A 15,757-nucleotide genomic window follows, 5' to 3' on the forward strand; every position below is an offset into this window, starting at 1 on the left:
TCGGGAGGCTTCTTTTTTCATTTAATGAATGCCTTTCATTGCTTTCTTGATCACTGGTGTTAAGAGCAGCATCACACCGCATAAAACGATGGCAAGCATTCCGATGATACCGAAATAGACGGTTTCTGGCACTTTATCAAACAGTTTGACCACTTGCGCATTGATCGCCTGTGCCATCGCATTTGAAAGGAACCAAAGGCTCATCGTTTGCGCTGAGAAGGCAGCAGGTGCAAGCTTTGTTGTTGCTGACAGCCCAACTGGTGATAAGCAGAGCTCTCCGATCACGACAAGGAAGAAGCTCAGAACGAGCCATAATGGGCTCACAAGTGTATTCGGACCAGACATGTAGGCAGGAATGATCATGATGATGAAGGATAATCCTGCAAACAGAAGGCCAAGTGAGAACTTAATCGGGGTAGACGGCTGTTTCTTTCCAAGTCTAATCCACAACCAAGCAAACACAGGAGACAGCAGCACAATAAAGATTGGGTTCAATGATTGGAACCACGAAGAGGCAAGTGTCATCCCTAGGAAATTCAAGTTTGTTCGTTGATCTGCATATGTGGCTAAAATGTTTGAGCCTTGTTCTTGAATTGCCCAGAACATCACCGCAGCAAGGAACAATGGAATATAAGCGAGAACCCTGGATTGCTCCACTGAGCTCGTCTTTTTACTGAAATACATGACGATGAAATACACAATCGGAATGAGCACACCAAGCACACTGACAAACCAAGTGAATAGATTAATCGTGAGTGCGCCTGTTTGAATGCCAATGACAACAAAAACAGCGAGCACAATGATGATCAATGTTCCGAAAATTTTGAAGTTCTTGCGTTCAGCAGCTGATAACGGATTTGTCACATAAGTGCCGGCAAGACCAAGGTTCGGTTTTTTCGTGATTACAAATGTAATAAGTCCAACAAGCATCCCAACGGCAGCAAGTGAGAATCCGAGGTGGAAGTTCACTTTTTGACCGAGTGTTCCGACAATTAATGGGGAAATAAAACCACCCATGTTGATGCCCATGTAGAAAATACTAAAGCCAGAATCCCTGCGAGGGTCCGTTTTGGTATACAGGTCGCCAACAATGTTTGAAACGTTCGGCTTCAAAAGGCCCGTCCCAATAATAATCAGTCCCATACTAATAAAGAGCGCTGTTGCTCCGCTTGGCAAAGCTAAAATGACATGTCCAAGCATAATGAAAACCCCGCCATAAAAGACCGTACTGGACGAACCGAATACTCGATCGGCGAGCCATCCTCCAATAATGCCTGACATATAGACAAGCGCACCGTAGACAGACATGATCGAATTGGCTGTCGTCTGATCAAAACCAAGACCGCCTTTTGTCACCTCTGTGTACATATAATAAATAAGCAGTGCACGCATGCCGTAATAAGAGAAACGCTCCCAAAATTCAGTGAAAAACAGTGTGTAAAGTCCTTTAGGATGTCCAAAAAACCCTTTTTGAGGAACACTTTTAACAATTTTATCGTGGTCAATTGTAGACATGGCATAGATCCTTTCTTAAAAAAAGAGATATGAGAAAAATGATATTCTTGTATAGTTCTTGTGTCAATATAAAACTATTCTAAAACAGGAAAATGTTAGTTCAATAGGCGTAAAGACTCAAAAAAATGAAACATTCTTTCAAGTGAGAATGGTCAGAAAGTTATATCGGAAGAATTTACTTAAAATTTGAAGAATTGTACAAGCAAACCTTTTACACATGCATAGGATGACAAGAGGACTTGTGTGAAAAGGAGGGATTTAGGTTGGGGGAATTGAATGAATCTGATCTAAAAAAACCTGTTGTCAATGTACAAGATTTTGGTGTGATTGCGGATGGGGAAACGGACTGTACAGCGAGGCTCAATGAATGCTTAGAATGGACGAAAGCACAGGGGTATTCCCACGTCTGGCTGCCGAGCGGCACGTATGTAATCGATGCAGTGTACAGAGGTGATCGATTTTTTCCTTTCCGAGGTGCAGGCATACGGGTGCCAAGTCATATGTACATTGAGATGGCGCCGGATGCCGTGATTAAGGTAAAACCAAATGATTCGTGGGGGTATGCGGCCTTTTATATAGGAAAGGTTCAGCATGTGACCATCAGAGGCGGGCGAATCGAAGGGGATCGTCATGAGCATGTGTACAAGTCGCTTCCCCCTGAACGAAAAACCCATGAGTGGGGCTTTGGGATATGTATTGAAGGGGCCTCCCATGTGGAAGTGAATCGTGTGCAAATCAAGAATTGTACGGGAGACGGCATCATTGTAAGTCCCCACGGTTTATTATCACAAGCTGAATCGTACTCGCCTGCTTCATCTATTCATATTTCTGGCTGCCACATCACAGATTCAAGACGAAACAATATCTCGATTACAGGCTGTGATGGGGTCATTGTGGAGGACTGTCTGCTGGAGAGAGCAGGAGTAAACGGAGTCGAGCCGAGAATGGGTATTGATATTGAAGGCTACGGAGAAAACGCAGTTAATATGGAGGAACCGCTGAATATTCAAATTCGAAACAACATTGTAAGAGGTGGTGCTGCAAGTTCCATTTATAATTTCAACGGCTATGGTGTCATCATTGAAGGCAATCATACAGACAGCAGTATCTCCTATGGCTTTGCCACCGAAACAATCATTGCCAACAATTTGATCCGTGCAGTGGGAGGAGGCGTTACAAAAGCAGGAATTACGAGCTTAGGTGTCTCTCTTGGTCAAACGGAAAACAATGTGATCATTATTGGCAATATGATTGAGGGATTTGAAAAAGGGATTGATGTGAGGGGCGACAGCGTTCACATTACAGGAAATAAGATCAGTCTATTTGAAGATGCGGCTGTGTCCGTTTATATGGCGAATCGTATTCTAATAGAAGGAAATCATATTGAATCGGGGACGAATACAGGGCAAAGAAGCGCAGCGCTGCGTATCTATCAATCGGATAGCGTCGTCTTTTCAAACAATACAATCTACTCGGTGATCGATGGGGCGATGGTGAGAGGAACGAATATCCTGATCCAGCACAATCAATTCAAAGATTTCAGCAGAGGGATATGGGTGCAGGAAGGGGAAGCTGGAATCAATGGCAACCATTTTATTCAAGAAGGACACCCAGAGCTTGCGTCTTCGTATACGATCAGTATCACTGGGAATGCAAAGGCTTTCATCTGGCAGAATCGCTTTAAGCACTACCAAAATTACGCCTTATACAGCAGCACGACGGGTCCATTAGAAATTAAAGATAATTCCTTTGAAGAAACATCTTTATATGTGGTGATGTATATTAAAAATGGTTCACCGCAAATTGGAGATAACCGCTTTTATTTAAATCGTTCGTTCGGACAGCCGACGGCGATCTTTATCGATCAAGCCGCCTCAGCCCGTGTGCTGCGGAATAACATCATTAATTTATCTCCTCAAAAAGCGATTGCCGTCCGCACTATATCTTCCACTCATTCCGTGATCGCCCATAACATGCTGGAACGCAGCCAATTGGTGACACATACCACAGACCGGCTCATCGGAAATATTGAAATCGACACACCATGATGAACAGGTGAAATCCCTAATTTTGGAGGTTCAGAAGGCGGTTGACAATCCTGTAAAAAGGGCATATAGTAATAATTATTTTTCATTTTTCGCAACATTTGCCCTTTTTTTATTGATAAAACCGATTAATTCAATCAGAAAAATGTATCTTCTGAGGACTTCAGTTTGATACAGCAGGATATAGAAAGGATGAAGAACAAGTGTCACAGCCGAAAAGAAAGCTCAAGCTAGGCGTATTCATCGCAGGAACTGGACATCATGTTGCCTCTTGGAGACATCCGAACGCCGTATCAGATGCAGCCATGAACCTGGATTATTTCAAACAATTAGCGAAAAAGGCAGAGGAAGGAAAGCTGGATTTACTCTTTTTAGCTGACAGCTTATCCATTAACCAAACCTCTCATCCGAATGTATTGACGAGATTTGAACCGCTCACCCTGCTTTCGTCCATTGCTGAGTCTACTTCATCAATTGGTTTAGCAGCAACAGCATCCACTACATACAGTGAGCCTTTCCATATTGCAAGACAGTTTGCCTCCCTTGATCATTTATCAGGCGGAAGAGCGGCATGGAATGTGGTCACATCTTCTATTGAAGAAACAGCGAAAAATTTTAGCGGAGAAGAGCATTTAGCACACCATAAACGATACGAACGAGCAGAAGAGTTCGTCGAGGTCGTCAAAGGTCTGTGGGATTCTTGGGAGGAAGACGCCCTTGTCAGAAACAAGGAAACGGGAGAATTCTTTGAATCTAGTAAGCTTCATGAGCTCCAGCATAAAGGTGAGTTCTTCTCAGTACGGGGTCCTCTCAACGTATCACGCACGCCTCAAGGGCAGCCAGTGATCATTCAAGCAGGATCATCCGAGGATGGTCAAAAGCTTGCAGCGAAAACAGCTGAACTCATTTTCACTGCACAAAACGATCTCGAAAAAGCGAAGGAATTTTATCAAAGCTTGAAGGAGAAAGTAGTGGCTGCTGGCCGTGCTAGAGAGGACGTCAGCATCATGCCGGGTATCTTCCCAATCATTGCTGATACAGAGGAAGAAGCCAAAGCAAAATATGAAGAATTACAGGAGCTGATTGTTCCTGAGATTGGGCTGAGCATTCTGCAAAACTACTTAGGTGGGATTGATCTGTCTCAGTATCCTTTAGACGGACCGCTTCCAGAGATTGATCCAAGCACGTCAAATGCGGTGAAAAGCCGTTTTGATCTTGTGATGAATATGGCGAGAAAGGATAACCTGACCATTCGCCAGCTCTATCAATCGGTTGCCGGCTCTCGTGGTCATAATATTTTCATTGGCACACCTGAGCAGTTAGCAGATGTGATGGAAACATGGATCAATGAAGAAGCAGCAGACGGCTTTAACGTCATGCCGCCGCTCTTGCCAGAAGGGCTGGATGTGTTCGTAGACCGCGTCGTCCCAATCCTTCAGGAAAGAGGTCTATTCAAAACAGAATATACAGGACAAACCTTACGAGAAAATCTAGGATTAACACAGCCAAAAAATCGCTACACGACATAAGGGTGAGGTGACTAACGTTGGGATACACGTTTCGTCTGGCAACAGAAGCAGATATAGAGGCGCTGCTTGAACTGACAACAAGAGCCTATGAGCCAATTCGTGAGCTCGGCATCCAGTTTCAAGCAGCACATGCTGATTTCCCTCTCGTTCAGAAAAATGTACAAAAGAATCTTTGCTATGTGATGGAAGAAAACGGAGAACTTCTATCTACCTTGTCGCTCCGTATGCCTTGGGGAGAGCAGCCAGGACCGTTCGGCGTCCCTCACATTTGGTGGTTTGCTTCAGAGCCTTCCGCCAAAAAAGGGACAGGCTCTGTCTTGCTGGAATGGGTGGAAACTGAAGTGCTAAGGGATACCCTGAAGGTGCCATACGTATCTCTTGGTACAGCTGATAAGCATCCGTGGCTCATGGACATGTATGAGCGCAAAGGCTACGTCAGAGCAGGAGAAAAGGATTTAGGCAAGGGTCACATCACGGTTTATTTTAAAAAACAACTAAGGTCAGATATGACACAATTATAAGAAGAAAGAAGGGTTTACGAACATGAAAAACAAAAAGTGGCTAGTCGTTCTATTTGCAGCAATGCTGGCAGTTTTAGCAGCTTGCGGCGGCAACAATCAGAGTGAAGGCAAAGACGAAAAAGTGTTAAAAGTAGGCGCCACAGGACAAAGCTATCCGTTTGCTTATAAAGACAATGGCAAGCTTGTTGGCTTCGATGTCGAAGTAACTGAAGCCATCGCAAAAAAACTCGGCTACAAACTAGACTGGCAGTTGAGTGAATTCAGCGGACTGATGGGACAGCTGACATCTGGTAAGCTGGATACAGTGTCAAACCAAGTCGCAGTCACAAATGAGCGTAAACAAACGTTTAACTTTACAGATACGTACGCTTACGCAGGAACACAAATCATCGTGAAAAAGGACAACAACGACATCAAAGGTCTTGATGATTTAAAAGGAAAAACAGTGGCGGCGGTTCTTGGCTCTAACCACGCCAAAAACCTAGAGAGCAAAGACCCGGACAAAAAAATCAATATTAAAACATATGAAACGCAAGACGGTGTATTAAATGAAGTGGCAAATGGCCGCGTAGATGCTTATGTCAACGGACGCAGTGTATTACTTGCTCAAATTGAAAAAACAGGTCTGCCGCTCAAAATCGTTGGCAACCCAATTGTGTATGAAGAAGTAGGCTACCCATTTGCCAAAGATAAAAAGCATGACAAGCTAAGAGAAGAATTTAACAAAGCGATTAAAGAATTAAGAGAAGACGGGACACTGAAGAAATTGTCTGAGAAGTATTTCAAAGACGATGTCACGGTGCCAATTAAAAAATAACGACAGCGGCGGTGAAGAGCAGACATGAACAAAATTGATTGGCAGTATATGGTGACGGTTTTTCCGACATTGATTCAATACTTGCCGATAACGATCTTCATGGCGATTGTCTCCATGGTATTTGCCATTATCATTGGTGTGGTATTCGCTCTCATTACGAAAAACCGGATACCTGTTTTATACCAATTTGCCAAGCTGTATATTTCTTTTTTCAGAGCGGTTCCAACCTTGGTTCAGCTCTTTCTCATTTATTTTGGTCTTCCGCAGCTATTCCCTGCGATGACCTCAATGGATGCCCTAACAGCGGTCATTATCGGATTAAGTATTAAAAACTCAGCATACTTAGCAGAAATTTTCAGAGCGGCCCTCAATTCTGTAGATGAAGGGCAGCTAGAGGCATGTCTATCTGTCGGCATGACAAGATGGCAGTCTTACGTCAGAATTATTTTCCCGCAGGCAGTCAGAAATGCGATTCCAGCGACGGGGAATACCTTTATCGGTCTTTTAAAAGAAACATCTCTTGCCTTTACCATTGGGGTGGCAGAAATGTTTGCACAAGGGAAGATGATTGCGTCCGCGAACTATAAATACTTTGAAACCTATTTAGCCGTAGGGATTGTGTATTGGGTTATGACCATCATTTATAGCTTCCTTCAAGACCTATTTGAACGAAAAATCAGCAAACCTTACCGGAATTAAGGAGGTGTGGACATGATCAAGCTCACCAATTTGAAGAAATCATTCGGCGATCTTGTCGTCTTAGACGGAATCAATCTCGATGTGCAAAAAGGGCAGGTTGTGGCCATTATCGGACCTTCTGGCTCCGGTAAATCCACCTTGCTGCGCTGCTTAAATTTATTAGAAATACCAGATGAAGGCATGATTGAAATTGGCGATGCGAAGCTCGATGCGTCCAAGTATACACGTAAAGAAGCCCATCATCTGCGTCAACAAACGGCCATGGTGTTTCAAAACTATAATCTATTTAAAAACAAGACAGCACTGCAAAACATCACAGAATCACTGCTTGTGACGAAAAAAATGACGAAGCAGCAGGCAAATGAGATTGGGATGAAGCTGCTGAAGCAGGTAGGATTAGAGCAAAAGGCTGACAGCTATCCAGTCACGTTATCTGGCGGACAGCAGCAGCGAATCGGGATTGCCCGCGCATTAGCGGTTGATCCACATGCGATTTTACTCGATGAACCAACGTCAGCTCTTGATCCAGAGCTTGTCTCAGGTGTGCTTCAAGTGATTAAATCCATTGCAATCCAAGAAACAACGATGATCATCGTCACACATGAAATGGCGTTTGCAAGAGAAGTGGCAGACCATGTGATTTTCATGGCGGATGGTCATATTATTGAACAGGGCACACCAACTGAGCTATTTGATGAAACGAAGAATGAACGGACAAAACGATTTATCCAAAAAGAAGCAGCGGCTGAAGAAGCATAAGCTGCTTTTTAGTCTTTAGAGGGGGTGAGTATTAGTGAAAACAATAGGAAAAGAAGCTTTAAACAAACGTTTAATTAACATTCGCCGAGCGCTTCATGAGCATCCAGAGCTGGCGTTTGAAGAATATGAAACGACAAAGAAACTGCGCGGCTGGTTAGAAGAAGAAGGGATCACCGTACTCGATTTTCCAGCTCTTCAAACAGGTGTTGTCTGTGAAATCAAAGGAGAACAAGAGGGACCAACGATTGCCCTGAGGGCTGATATTGATGCACTTCCAATTGAAGAAGCATCAGGCGAACCATTTTCCTCAAAGATACCGGGGAAAATGCATGCTTGCGGTCATGATTTCCATACAGCTTCTATCTTTGGAGCGGCTCTTTTATTAAAAGAGCGGAAACACGAGATGAAAGGAACGGTCCGCATTTTGTTCCAGCCGGCTGAGGAAGTCGCCCAAGGAGCGAAACATGTCATAGAGGCAGGCGTATTAGATGGAGTGGATGCGATTTTTGGTATGCACAACAAACCTGATCTGCCAGTAGGCACCATTGGTATTAGAGAAAAAGCATTAATGGCAAGTGTTGACCGGTTTGAAATCGATATTAAAGGGACGGGTGGCCATGCAGGTATTCCGAATCACACGGTGGACCCGATTGCCATCAGCGGGCAGATCACAAGTGCTCTTCAGCAAATCGTCAGCCGCCGCATCAGCTCCTTACATCATGCAGTAGTCAGTATCACACGCATTCAAGGCGGTACATCATGGAATGTGATTCCTGATCGTGTTGAGATGGAAGGAACCGTTCGGACGTTTGAGCCTGAAGTGAGAGCGATGATTCCAGAGCTTATGAAACAAATCGTGAGTGGGATTGCCGAAGGATTTGGGGCAAAAGGCGAAGTGAAATGGCATCCGTATTTGCCTTCTGTGTTGAATGACGAGCGTTTGACAAAGGTGGTCGAAGAAACGGCAGATGCGCTGGATCTCACAGTAGTTCAGGCAGAGCAGTCACCGGGCGGAGAAGATTTTGCCCTTTATCAAGAACGCATTCCAGGCTTTTTCGTATGGATGGGGACAAGCGGTACCGAGGAATGGCATCACCCTGCCTTTACATTAAATGAAAAAGCACTCCCTGTTGCCGCTGCCTTCTTTTCCGAGCTTGCCGTTCGGGCATTGGAGTCACGATCATGGAACTAACAAAACAATTGGCAGAGGCTGTACTGTCTGCTAATCCACTTCAAGATCAGCGGGCGGTAGAAATGGCTCGAAATGGTCTGTTAGATGCTGCGGCGGCGGCGCTTGCTGCGAAAGAGGATGAAGGAATTCAAAAGCTCATGGCGCTTGTGGAACAAGAAGGCGGAGCCGCTCAAATTCCTGTCATTGGACAAGGGAAGAAGGTCAGCCGTCAATCAGCAGCGATGCTGAACGGCTACCTGATCCATGCCCTTGATTATGATGATGTGCATTCAGACGTGAGAGGACACCCAAGTGCGGTTATCATTCCAGCATTGCTATCACAGCTATCAGACGGCAAAGGGTTTGGCGATCGATTTTTAGCTGCCTACATCACAGGTGTTGAAGTGATGGCAAGGCTTGGCGAATCCATCGGCAAGGCGCATTATGAGCGGGGCTGGCATAATACCGGAACCCTCGGAGCCATTGCAGCAGTATGTGCCATTGGGTATTTAAAACAAGTCTCGCAGGAAGAGCTGGCGAAGGCAATCGGCTTTGCCGGAGCGCAATCAGCCGGAATGAGAAAGCAGTTTGGCTCTGATATGAAACCATTACAAGCCGGCTTAGCGGCTAAAACAGCCGTCTGGTCTATGGACTTAGCTTGTTCAGGTTTTGGCGGGAATGAATCGGTTCTTGATGGTACGCTTGGTTTCTTTTCTCTCTATGGAGATCAGGAGCGCGCGGAAAGTCGTTTACTAGAGGGATATGGTACAACGTGGCGTATTGTCTCGCCGGGGCTGTGGTTCAAAGTATACCCGTTCTGCTCAGCAGCGCATCATGCAGCAGATGCGATTCTGTCCTTAATGGAAGAGCATACTTTCTTTTCGGATCAGGTGAAACAAGTAGAGGTCATATTCCCGCCTGGCGGAGATGCAGCGCTTATTGAGCGGACACCTTTGACGGGCGAAGAAGGACGATTCAGTGTCGAATACGTCATCGCACTTGCCGTATTTGGACAGACGCTTACGCTGGATGCCTTTACGAAAAAAACCATTCCATCAGACATGCGCACATGGATGAAGCGGATGAGCAGAGAATATGATCAAACGACAGAACCCCATCCAGACGCTGTCCCAAAAGGTCGCTTTACGATTGTGAAGCTTACCTTATCTGATGGCACCACCATTAGCAAACGAGTCGATCTTCCGCGGGGCGCACCAGGCCATGCACTATCGAAAGAAGACATCATGCAAAAATTAAACAGTATCACAGACACATCGCATGCACAGCAGATTTTACAAGTTATTGAAGACGGAAACGATTCTTCTTATTTGCAGCTGCTTGCATGATTTAAAAAGAAGAAAAGGGCTAAAATTTATTTAGCCCTTTTTGTGTCTCATTTCTTATTCCATTTTAGTAAACGTCAAGCCAATATGAGCAAGTGCCTGCGGCAAGTCTTTCCGGATGGTGATGTCTTTAAATGAAATATTCGACTGAATCGCACTTAGAGCAAGATCTTGTTTAATCCCTGTTAAAACAGCCGAAATTCCTAAAAGTCTCAGCGTTTGTGCATAGCTGACCAGATATTGAATGCTCTGTTCATTCAGGCGTTTTGTTCCCGATACATCAATGACCAAATGAGAGAGCGACAGTCTGTAACTTTCCTGTAAAATGGTTTCTAAAATATGCTGAGCACGTGTCTCTTCGATATCACCTAGGAGAGGAAGCACGGCGACACCGTCAACAACTGGGACGATCGGTACAGATAATTGCTGAATCTGCCGGTTGGCACGGTCTAGTTCCAGGACGTAGCTTAATAGAGAAGCCATCGTTTCAAACATATGCACATGCTCTTCTGTGAATTGCTGTGGTCTTAGATCAAGCCCGCAAATCGTTCCGTAGTTTGTGCCATCAGTAAAATTAATCGGCACTCCGATGAATGATCCGCCTTGAAGACGTTTCGTGACTTCTAAGTATTTAGAACGATCATCCAATGATATATCAGGAATCACAAGCGTATCCTGATGATCGACCGCCAGTTTGCAAAATGTCTTCTCGTAAGGAATTTCTTCTCCTTCTTCAAGAAGCTGCTCATCATGATTCAGCACCTTGACAATCTGATTGGTGGTTTGATCGTTTTTAGCAATAAACAGTGTATTTACATCAGTGAATTGACTCATCATATTTAAAATACTCGTAGAAGCATCATGAAAATTGCGAAACTGTTTTAATAGTTGTTGACGAGGCATTGTTTTAGGACTCCTTGTAGCTCCGATCATAGGCCGGAACAATAGTTGGTTTGTCTCTATCATACAAAATCAAACGAGAAATAGATATACTTTAATATGTGAATCGGGCGAGAACAAAAAGGACTGCCGATCCTGAGATCTGGCAGTCTGCTGGTTAAAGGGAGACAGGGACGGTAGACATAGAGAAAAATTCTTCATACAACGCTTGAACGGCCTCTTTTTCTTGAGCCGCTTTGACGCCAAACATCATGCTGACCTCTGAAGAGCCTTGATTGATCATTTCAATATTGACCTTCGCTTTTGACAGCGCCTCTGCTGCTCTTGCTGTGGTGCCAACATTGTGACGCATCGCTTCTCCTACAACCATAATGAGTGAGAGAGTCGGCTCTAAAACGACCTCATCTGCATCAAGCACAAGCTTCAAGCGGTCGAGCAGCTCTTGTTCAATATGCTGCTCCTTCAGCTGATCCTGTCTTAAAATAATGTTCATATCGTCAATGCCAGAAGGAACGTGCTCATACGTAAGCCCATATTCCTCTAACGTTTGCAGCACCTTACGTCCAAAACCGACTTCTCTGTTCATCAAATACTTGCTAATATAAATGCTGCAAAATCCGCTGTCTGAGGCGATTCCGACAACTGGTCCATTTGTATGATCTCGCTGGTTCACAATTTTTGTGCCTTTTGCCGAGGGATTATTGGTGTTTTTAATTTGCACAGGAATGCCTGCACGGAAGGCTGGAATGAGTGCTTCATCGTGGAACACAGAAAAACCAGCATAGGACAGCTCGCGCATTTCCCGGTACGTCAGCTCTGTAATCTCCTTCGGCTCATGAACGATCGTTGGATTAACAGCGTAAACAGCATCCACATCTGTAAAGTTTTCATACACTTCTGCCTTCAAACCGTTTGCTAAAATGGAACCGGTAATATCGGAGCCGCTGCGAGAAAAGGTGACAATATCTCCCGATAGGCTAAAGCCAAAAAAGCCAGGGAATATGATGATGCCAGAGCGCTCTCTTAATTTGTACAAATGATCATATGACTCCGGAAGGACTTGCGCTTGGCCAGGCTCATCGCTCACAAATAAACCAGCTTCCTTTGGATTCACATAGTGAGCTTCGACACCTTGATGGCGGAAATAAGCGGCAATGAGCTTTGCGTTATTGTCTTCACCGCTTGCTTTGATGGCATCAAGATATCGCTCAGGACGAGACGAATCAGCCTGTAAGAGGGCTTCTAGATCTTGCCTGATGGTGTCAATCACGTCATGACTTAATCCGAGTTCATCCGCAATGGAGGCATACCGTTCGATGACGGCTTCCTGTAAATCCTCTGCTTCCCCTAAACGTAAATATTGCTCACCACAGCTAATTAATAGATCGGTGACCTTCGTATCCGTTGAATGCCGTTTTCCTGGTGCGGAAACAACGACTGCTTTTCGAGCTGGATCTGCTGTTACAATGTCAAATACCTTTTGCAGCTGCTTGCCAGATGCAAGTGAACTGCCACCAAATTTAACGACCTTCAATGCATACATCTCCTATAGTAAAAATTTTCTCACAAATTGAATAGTTCCTATTATCAACTCTTTTCTTCAAATTATCAAGGTTTTTCTTCTCTAGAAATACAAATGTATTTTTAGAGAGGACTGTATAGCGTGAGTATATGAAAAAAGAGCCGGCCATATGCCGAGCTCTTTTTCTTATGAAGAAGATGAGGAGGAAGATAGCTCCTGCTTCATCACTTTATTATTGCGTTTTTCCTTTAAGAAAAAGGAGAGGACGAGCCCAATGACCGCAATCAGACCAGAAATGAAGAATGACGTATTCATTCCATGAACGGCTGATTTTAATGGGCTGGCCAATTCTGCATTTGCGGCAGAGCTGCTCATGATGGAGACAAGCACAGCCGTCCCAATGGAACCGCCCATTTGTCTCATCGTGTTATTCATCGCTGTCCCATGCGGGATCAAATGAGGCGGTAAAGAGTTAATACCTGCGGTTGTCAGCGGCATCATGATCATCCCAACCCCGATTAAGCGAAGCGTGTAGGCGACCGTAATGAGGGCGATGGATGAATCAAGGGTGAGCAGCATAAATGGCAAGGTCGTAACGGTAAGTATCGTAAACCCGCCTAATGCCAGCCCTTTTCCACCGACTTTATCAAAAATTCGTCCAATAATTGGTGAGAGGAGCCCCATAAAGAGAGCACCAGGCAATAAGATCAGTCCTGTATCAAGAGCAGACAATCCTCTGACATTTTGCGTATAGAGCGGCAGAATCGTCTCTGTCCCAATCAATAAAGCAAAGACAAGCATCCCAAGAAAGGTCGTTAAGCTAAAGATTGCAAACTTAAAGACACCAAATTCAAGCATCGGTCTTGTCAAATTCGACTGGCGCAGAATAAAGAAGAACAAGCTCACAGCGCCGACAATCAGCGAAATGAGGACAGTCGCACTCGTCCAGCCATATGTTCCGACACTAGAAAATCCGTAAAGCAGCCCGCCGAAACCGAAGGACGACAAGATGACAGATAAAACATCAATTCGTGTCTCTCTTTGTTGCGTTACATTTTTCATTAAGAAGAAAGCAAGAATGAGATCAATGATACCGATTGGCAGTACAATATAGAACAAGAACTTCCAGCTGAAGGAATCGACAATCCAGCCGCCAAGTGTCGGTCCAAGAGCTGGTGCAAACGAAATGACAAGTCCGACCATACCCATTGCCTGACCACGTTTTTCTTTCGGGAAAATGGTTAAAAAGATCGTTTGCATCAGCGGCATTAAAATCCCTGCGCCGGCTGCCTGCACAATACGCGCTGCAAGTAATACAGGGAAATTCGTTGCAAACGCGGCAAGAATTGTACCGGCTGTAAAGATGCTAAGCGCCGTTAAAACTAAAGAACGGCTTGAAAATTTCTCGATTAAGAAAGCCGTGATCGGGATGAGAATCCCGTTTGTCAGCATAAAGGCTGTGGTGAGCCACTGTCCCTTGCTGACATCAATATTGAATTCCTCCATGATATGTGGGATCGCTGGAATGAGCAGTGTTTGGTTTAAAATTGCGACGAATGCCCCAACGAGGAAAATCCCCACAATCACAGATCGATTATACGATGTTGTTGATTGGTTCATGTTATCCCTTCTTTATCTATAGAATGATGCTTTTCAGCTGTGACACGTTTTGTGATAAAACGCTGTTTTTACCTAAATAATCGAGCAATGAGCTGATTAAAAAGGTTCTCGGTTGGTCCTTTGATAATTCTTGACTCAGCAGCTCAAACGCAGAGAGGAGATCGTCCTTTTCTTCTCCGTTTGGCAGTGCGTGAAGCTCTTGTTTGATCTTCGTTAAGGACGAGATGACAAGCTTTTCTTCATCATATTCGTCCTGTGAAGAAAGCAAATAAGAGTCCATCAGCTGATCTGTTAACACAGGCTCAATGGAACAAGGCTTTTTCGACACACGGTCCATCACGCCAATAATCATTTCGGCGGCATTTTCTAATTGGATGTTCTTATGCTCAATCGCCAGCATTAAGATGAATTCTCTCATTAATCCGTTGAGGACGATCACAAGATCCCAGACATAAGGAGCGACAGATTCACCATATGTGCTTAAAATAATGTCTCTGTGCCGCTGCATGATAATGGAGCGTGTCTCGCGTAAATGTTTAATGACAATGGGCGAATGCTGCGAAAAAGCTTCAAAGGACAGCATATTCAAAAATTTATGATTCTCTTTAAACTCTTCAAGCTCAAGTTTGATCTTCTTTGTGAATTTTTCCTTTTTGGACAGCGTCGTTTCTGAATGAATGATCTGAGAAATCTCTCTCATTTTGCACTGATTGTATTTAATCAGTTCTAATAGAAGAGCTTCCTTTGAATCAAACAGTTTATAAATAGACGCTTTTGATATTTTACAGGCATCGGCAATTGACTGCATGGAGACACTCATATAGCCTTTTTGAGAAAACAATTTCTTTGAAACCCGCAAAATCTCTTCTTGCTTTTCGTTCATCTACATAAGTCCTTTCCGAATCGGCAAAACCATATGGTCACAATGGAAACCGAGTGGTCACTTTTGCAATGATAACAAAACCAATGACCTATGACAAGAAAAGAAACTTAAAAAACACCTATCTTATGACAGGTATTTTATCCTTCCGCATGTGCGGCATATATGATGATCTGTCCGTTAAATTCGGCGATCAAAAGGTCTTTTCGCTCCTTTACAGAGTAAATCGCTGTCCCTTTTTTCAACTGGGAAGCTGTGCCGTGATCAAAATGTTCGGCAGCTGTTTTCTGAATGATACCTACTTGCTGATGTTTTGTGACGGTTAGTTGATGGGTCAAATCTACATTTGTTTGATAGACAGTTCCTTCCCTTCAAGACAGCTTTTATATAGTCATAGTCGTTTCCAAAGGATGTATCGTTACTTTGTATGAGGCGA

Annotated in this window: 14 protein-coding genes; 8 read left to right on the top strand and 6 right to left on the bottom strand. The window is 44.2% G+C overall.

Annotated features, from left to right (window positions below; translation table 11 throughout):
- Positions 1-21: 21 nt before the first annotated feature.
- On the bottom strand, positions 22-1,515 hold the full coding sequence (locus ACP7A0_RS11025) for a peptide MFS transporter (protein WP_060595527.1): 1,494 nt from the start codon (positions 1,513-1,515) through the stop codon (positions 22-24).
- Between the two features lie 263 nt (positions 1,516-1,778).
- On the opposite strand from ACP7A0_RS11025, the gene ACP7A0_RS11030 reads away from it, so the two are divergent.
- The 8 genes from ACP7A0_RS11030 to ACP7A0_RS11065 all read left to right on the top strand — a co-directional run bounded on the left by ACP7A0_RS11030 (position 1,779) and on the right by ACP7A0_RS11065 (position 10,402).
- Complete coding sequence (locus ACP7A0_RS11030; RefSeq protein WP_340971650.1) at positions 1,779-3,563, top strand: right-handed parallel beta-helix repeat-containing protein; 1,785 nt, start codon at positions 1,779-1,781, stop codon at positions 3,561-3,563.
- A 200-nt stretch (positions 3,564-3,763) separates the two neighbouring features.
- Positions 3,764-5,089, top strand: coding sequence for an LLM class flavin-dependent oxidoreductase (locus tag ACP7A0_RS11035; protein ID WP_034664103.1), 1,326 nt, complete (start codon positions 3,764-3,766; stop codon positions 5,087-5,089).
- A gap of 17 nt (positions 5,090-5,106) precedes the next feature.
- The gene (locus ACP7A0_RS11040) at positions 5,107-5,610 is read left to right on the top strand and encodes a GNAT family N-acetyltransferase (protein WP_106038517.1); all 504 of its coding nucleotides are present in this window, start codon (positions 5,107-5,109) and stop codon (positions 5,608-5,610) included.
- Positions 5,611-5,632: 22 nt separating this feature from the next.
- Positions 5,633-6,427 carry an amino acid ABC transporter substrate-binding protein gene (locus ACP7A0_RS11045; protein WP_060595531.1) on the top strand — a complete coding sequence of 265 codons (795 nt, stop codon included), beginning with the start codon at positions 5,633-5,635 and terminating at the stop codon, positions 6,425-6,427.
- A 24-nt stretch (positions 6,428-6,451) separates the two neighbouring features.
- Positions 6,452-7,126 (top strand): amino acid ABC transporter permease, encoded by a 675-nt coding sequence (locus tag ACP7A0_RS11050; RefSeq protein ID WP_060595532.1) that lies wholly within the window; start codon positions 6,452-6,454, stop codon positions 7,124-7,126.
- 12 nt (positions 7,127-7,138) lie between these two features.
- Entirely contained in the window at positions 7,139-7,885 is a 747-nt protein-coding gene (locus tag ACP7A0_RS11055; protein WP_060595533.1) for an amino acid ABC transporter ATP-binding protein, read from the top strand.
- 43 nt (positions 7,886-7,928) lie between these two features.
- Complete coding sequence (locus ACP7A0_RS11060) at positions 7,929-9,077, top strand: amidohydrolase (protein WP_189313040.1); 1,149 nt, start codon at positions 7,929-7,931, stop codon at positions 9,075-9,077.
- Positions 9,068-10,402 (top strand): MmgE/PrpD family protein, encoded by a 1,335-nt coding sequence (locus ACP7A0_RS11065; RefSeq protein WP_106031588.1) that lies wholly within the window; start codon positions 9,068-9,070, stop codon positions 10,400-10,402. Before ACP7A0_RS11060 ends, ACP7A0_RS11065 begins: the two co-directional genes overlap by 10 nt.
- 54 nt (positions 10,403-10,456) lie before the next feature.
- Here ACP7A0_RS11065 and ACP7A0_RS11070 read toward each other — a convergent pair whose 3' ends face one another.
- The 5 genes from ACP7A0_RS11070 to ACP7A0_RS11090 all read right to left on the bottom strand — a co-directional run bounded on the left by ACP7A0_RS11070 (position 10,457) and on the right by ACP7A0_RS11090 (position 15,659).
- On the bottom strand, positions 10,457-11,302 hold the full coding sequence (locus tag ACP7A0_RS11070; protein ID WP_044140502.1) for a GAF domain-containing protein: 846 nt from the start codon (positions 11,300-11,302) through the stop codon (positions 10,457-10,459).
- 154 nt (positions 11,303-11,456) lie between these two features.
- Positions 11,457-12,833 carry an aspartate kinase gene (locus tag ACP7A0_RS11075; RefSeq protein WP_426005126.1) on the bottom strand — a complete coding sequence of 459 codons (1,377 nt, stop codon included), beginning with the start codon at positions 12,831-12,833 and terminating at the stop codon, positions 11,457-11,459.
- Between the two features lie 174 nt (positions 12,834-13,007).
- Positions 13,008-14,441 (bottom strand): MDR family MFS transporter, encoded by a 1,434-nt coding sequence (locus tag ACP7A0_RS11080; protein WP_426005128.1) that lies wholly within the window; start codon positions 14,439-14,441, stop codon positions 13,008-13,010.
- Between the two features lie 16 nt (positions 14,442-14,457).
- Positions 14,458-15,324 carry a TetR/AcrR family transcriptional regulator gene (locus ACP7A0_RS11085; RefSeq protein WP_066031326.1) on the bottom strand — a complete coding sequence of 289 codons (867 nt, stop codon included), beginning with the start codon at positions 15,322-15,324 and terminating at the stop codon, positions 14,458-14,460.
- Positions 15,325-15,461: 137 nt separating this feature from the next.
- Positions 15,462-15,659 (bottom strand): hypothetical protein, encoded by a 198-nt coding sequence (locus ACP7A0_RS11090; protein ID WP_223251112.1) that lies wholly within the window; start codon positions 15,657-15,659, stop codon positions 15,462-15,464.
- Positions 15,660-15,757: the final 98 nt, after the last annotated feature.

Source organism: Bacillus sp. DWP3-1 (assembly GCF_049896565.1).
Classification (GTDB): domain Bacteria; phylum Bacillota; class Bacilli; order Bacillales; family Bacillaceae; genus Bacillus.

Bases quoted from the DNA above. Each gene is read 5' to 3' on its own strand.
- ACP7A0_RS11025 (WP_060595527.1), bottom strand. From the start codon at position 1,515: ATGTCTACAATTGACCACGATAAAATTGTTAAAAGTGTTCCTCAAAAA.
- ACP7A0_RS11070 (WP_044140502.1), bottom strand. From the start codon at position 11,302: ATGCCTCGTCAACAACTATTAAAACAGTTTCGCAATTTTCATGATGCT.
- ACP7A0_RS11065 (WP_106031588.1), top strand. From the start codon at position 9,068: ATGGAACTAACAAAACAATTGGCAGAGGCTGTACTGTCTGCTAATCCA.
- ACP7A0_RS11050 (WP_060595532.1), top strand. From the start codon at position 6,452: ATGAACAAAATTGATTGGCAGTATATGGTGACGGTTTTTCCGACATTG.
- ACP7A0_RS11085 (WP_066031326.1), bottom strand. From the start codon at position 15,324: ATGAACGAAAAGCAAGAAGAGATTTTGCGGGTTTCAAAGAAATTGTTT.
- ACP7A0_RS11045 (WP_060595531.1), top strand. From the start codon at position 5,633: ATGAAAAACAAAAAGTGGCTAGTCGTTCTATTTGCAGCAATGCTGGCA.
- ACP7A0_RS11080 (WP_426005128.1), bottom strand. From the start codon at position 14,441: ATGAACCAATCAACAACATCGTATAATCGATCTGTGATTGTGGGGATT.
- ACP7A0_RS11055 (WP_060595533.1), top strand. From the start codon at position 7,139: ATGATCAAGCTCACCAATTTGAAGAAATCATTCGGCGATCTTGTCGTC.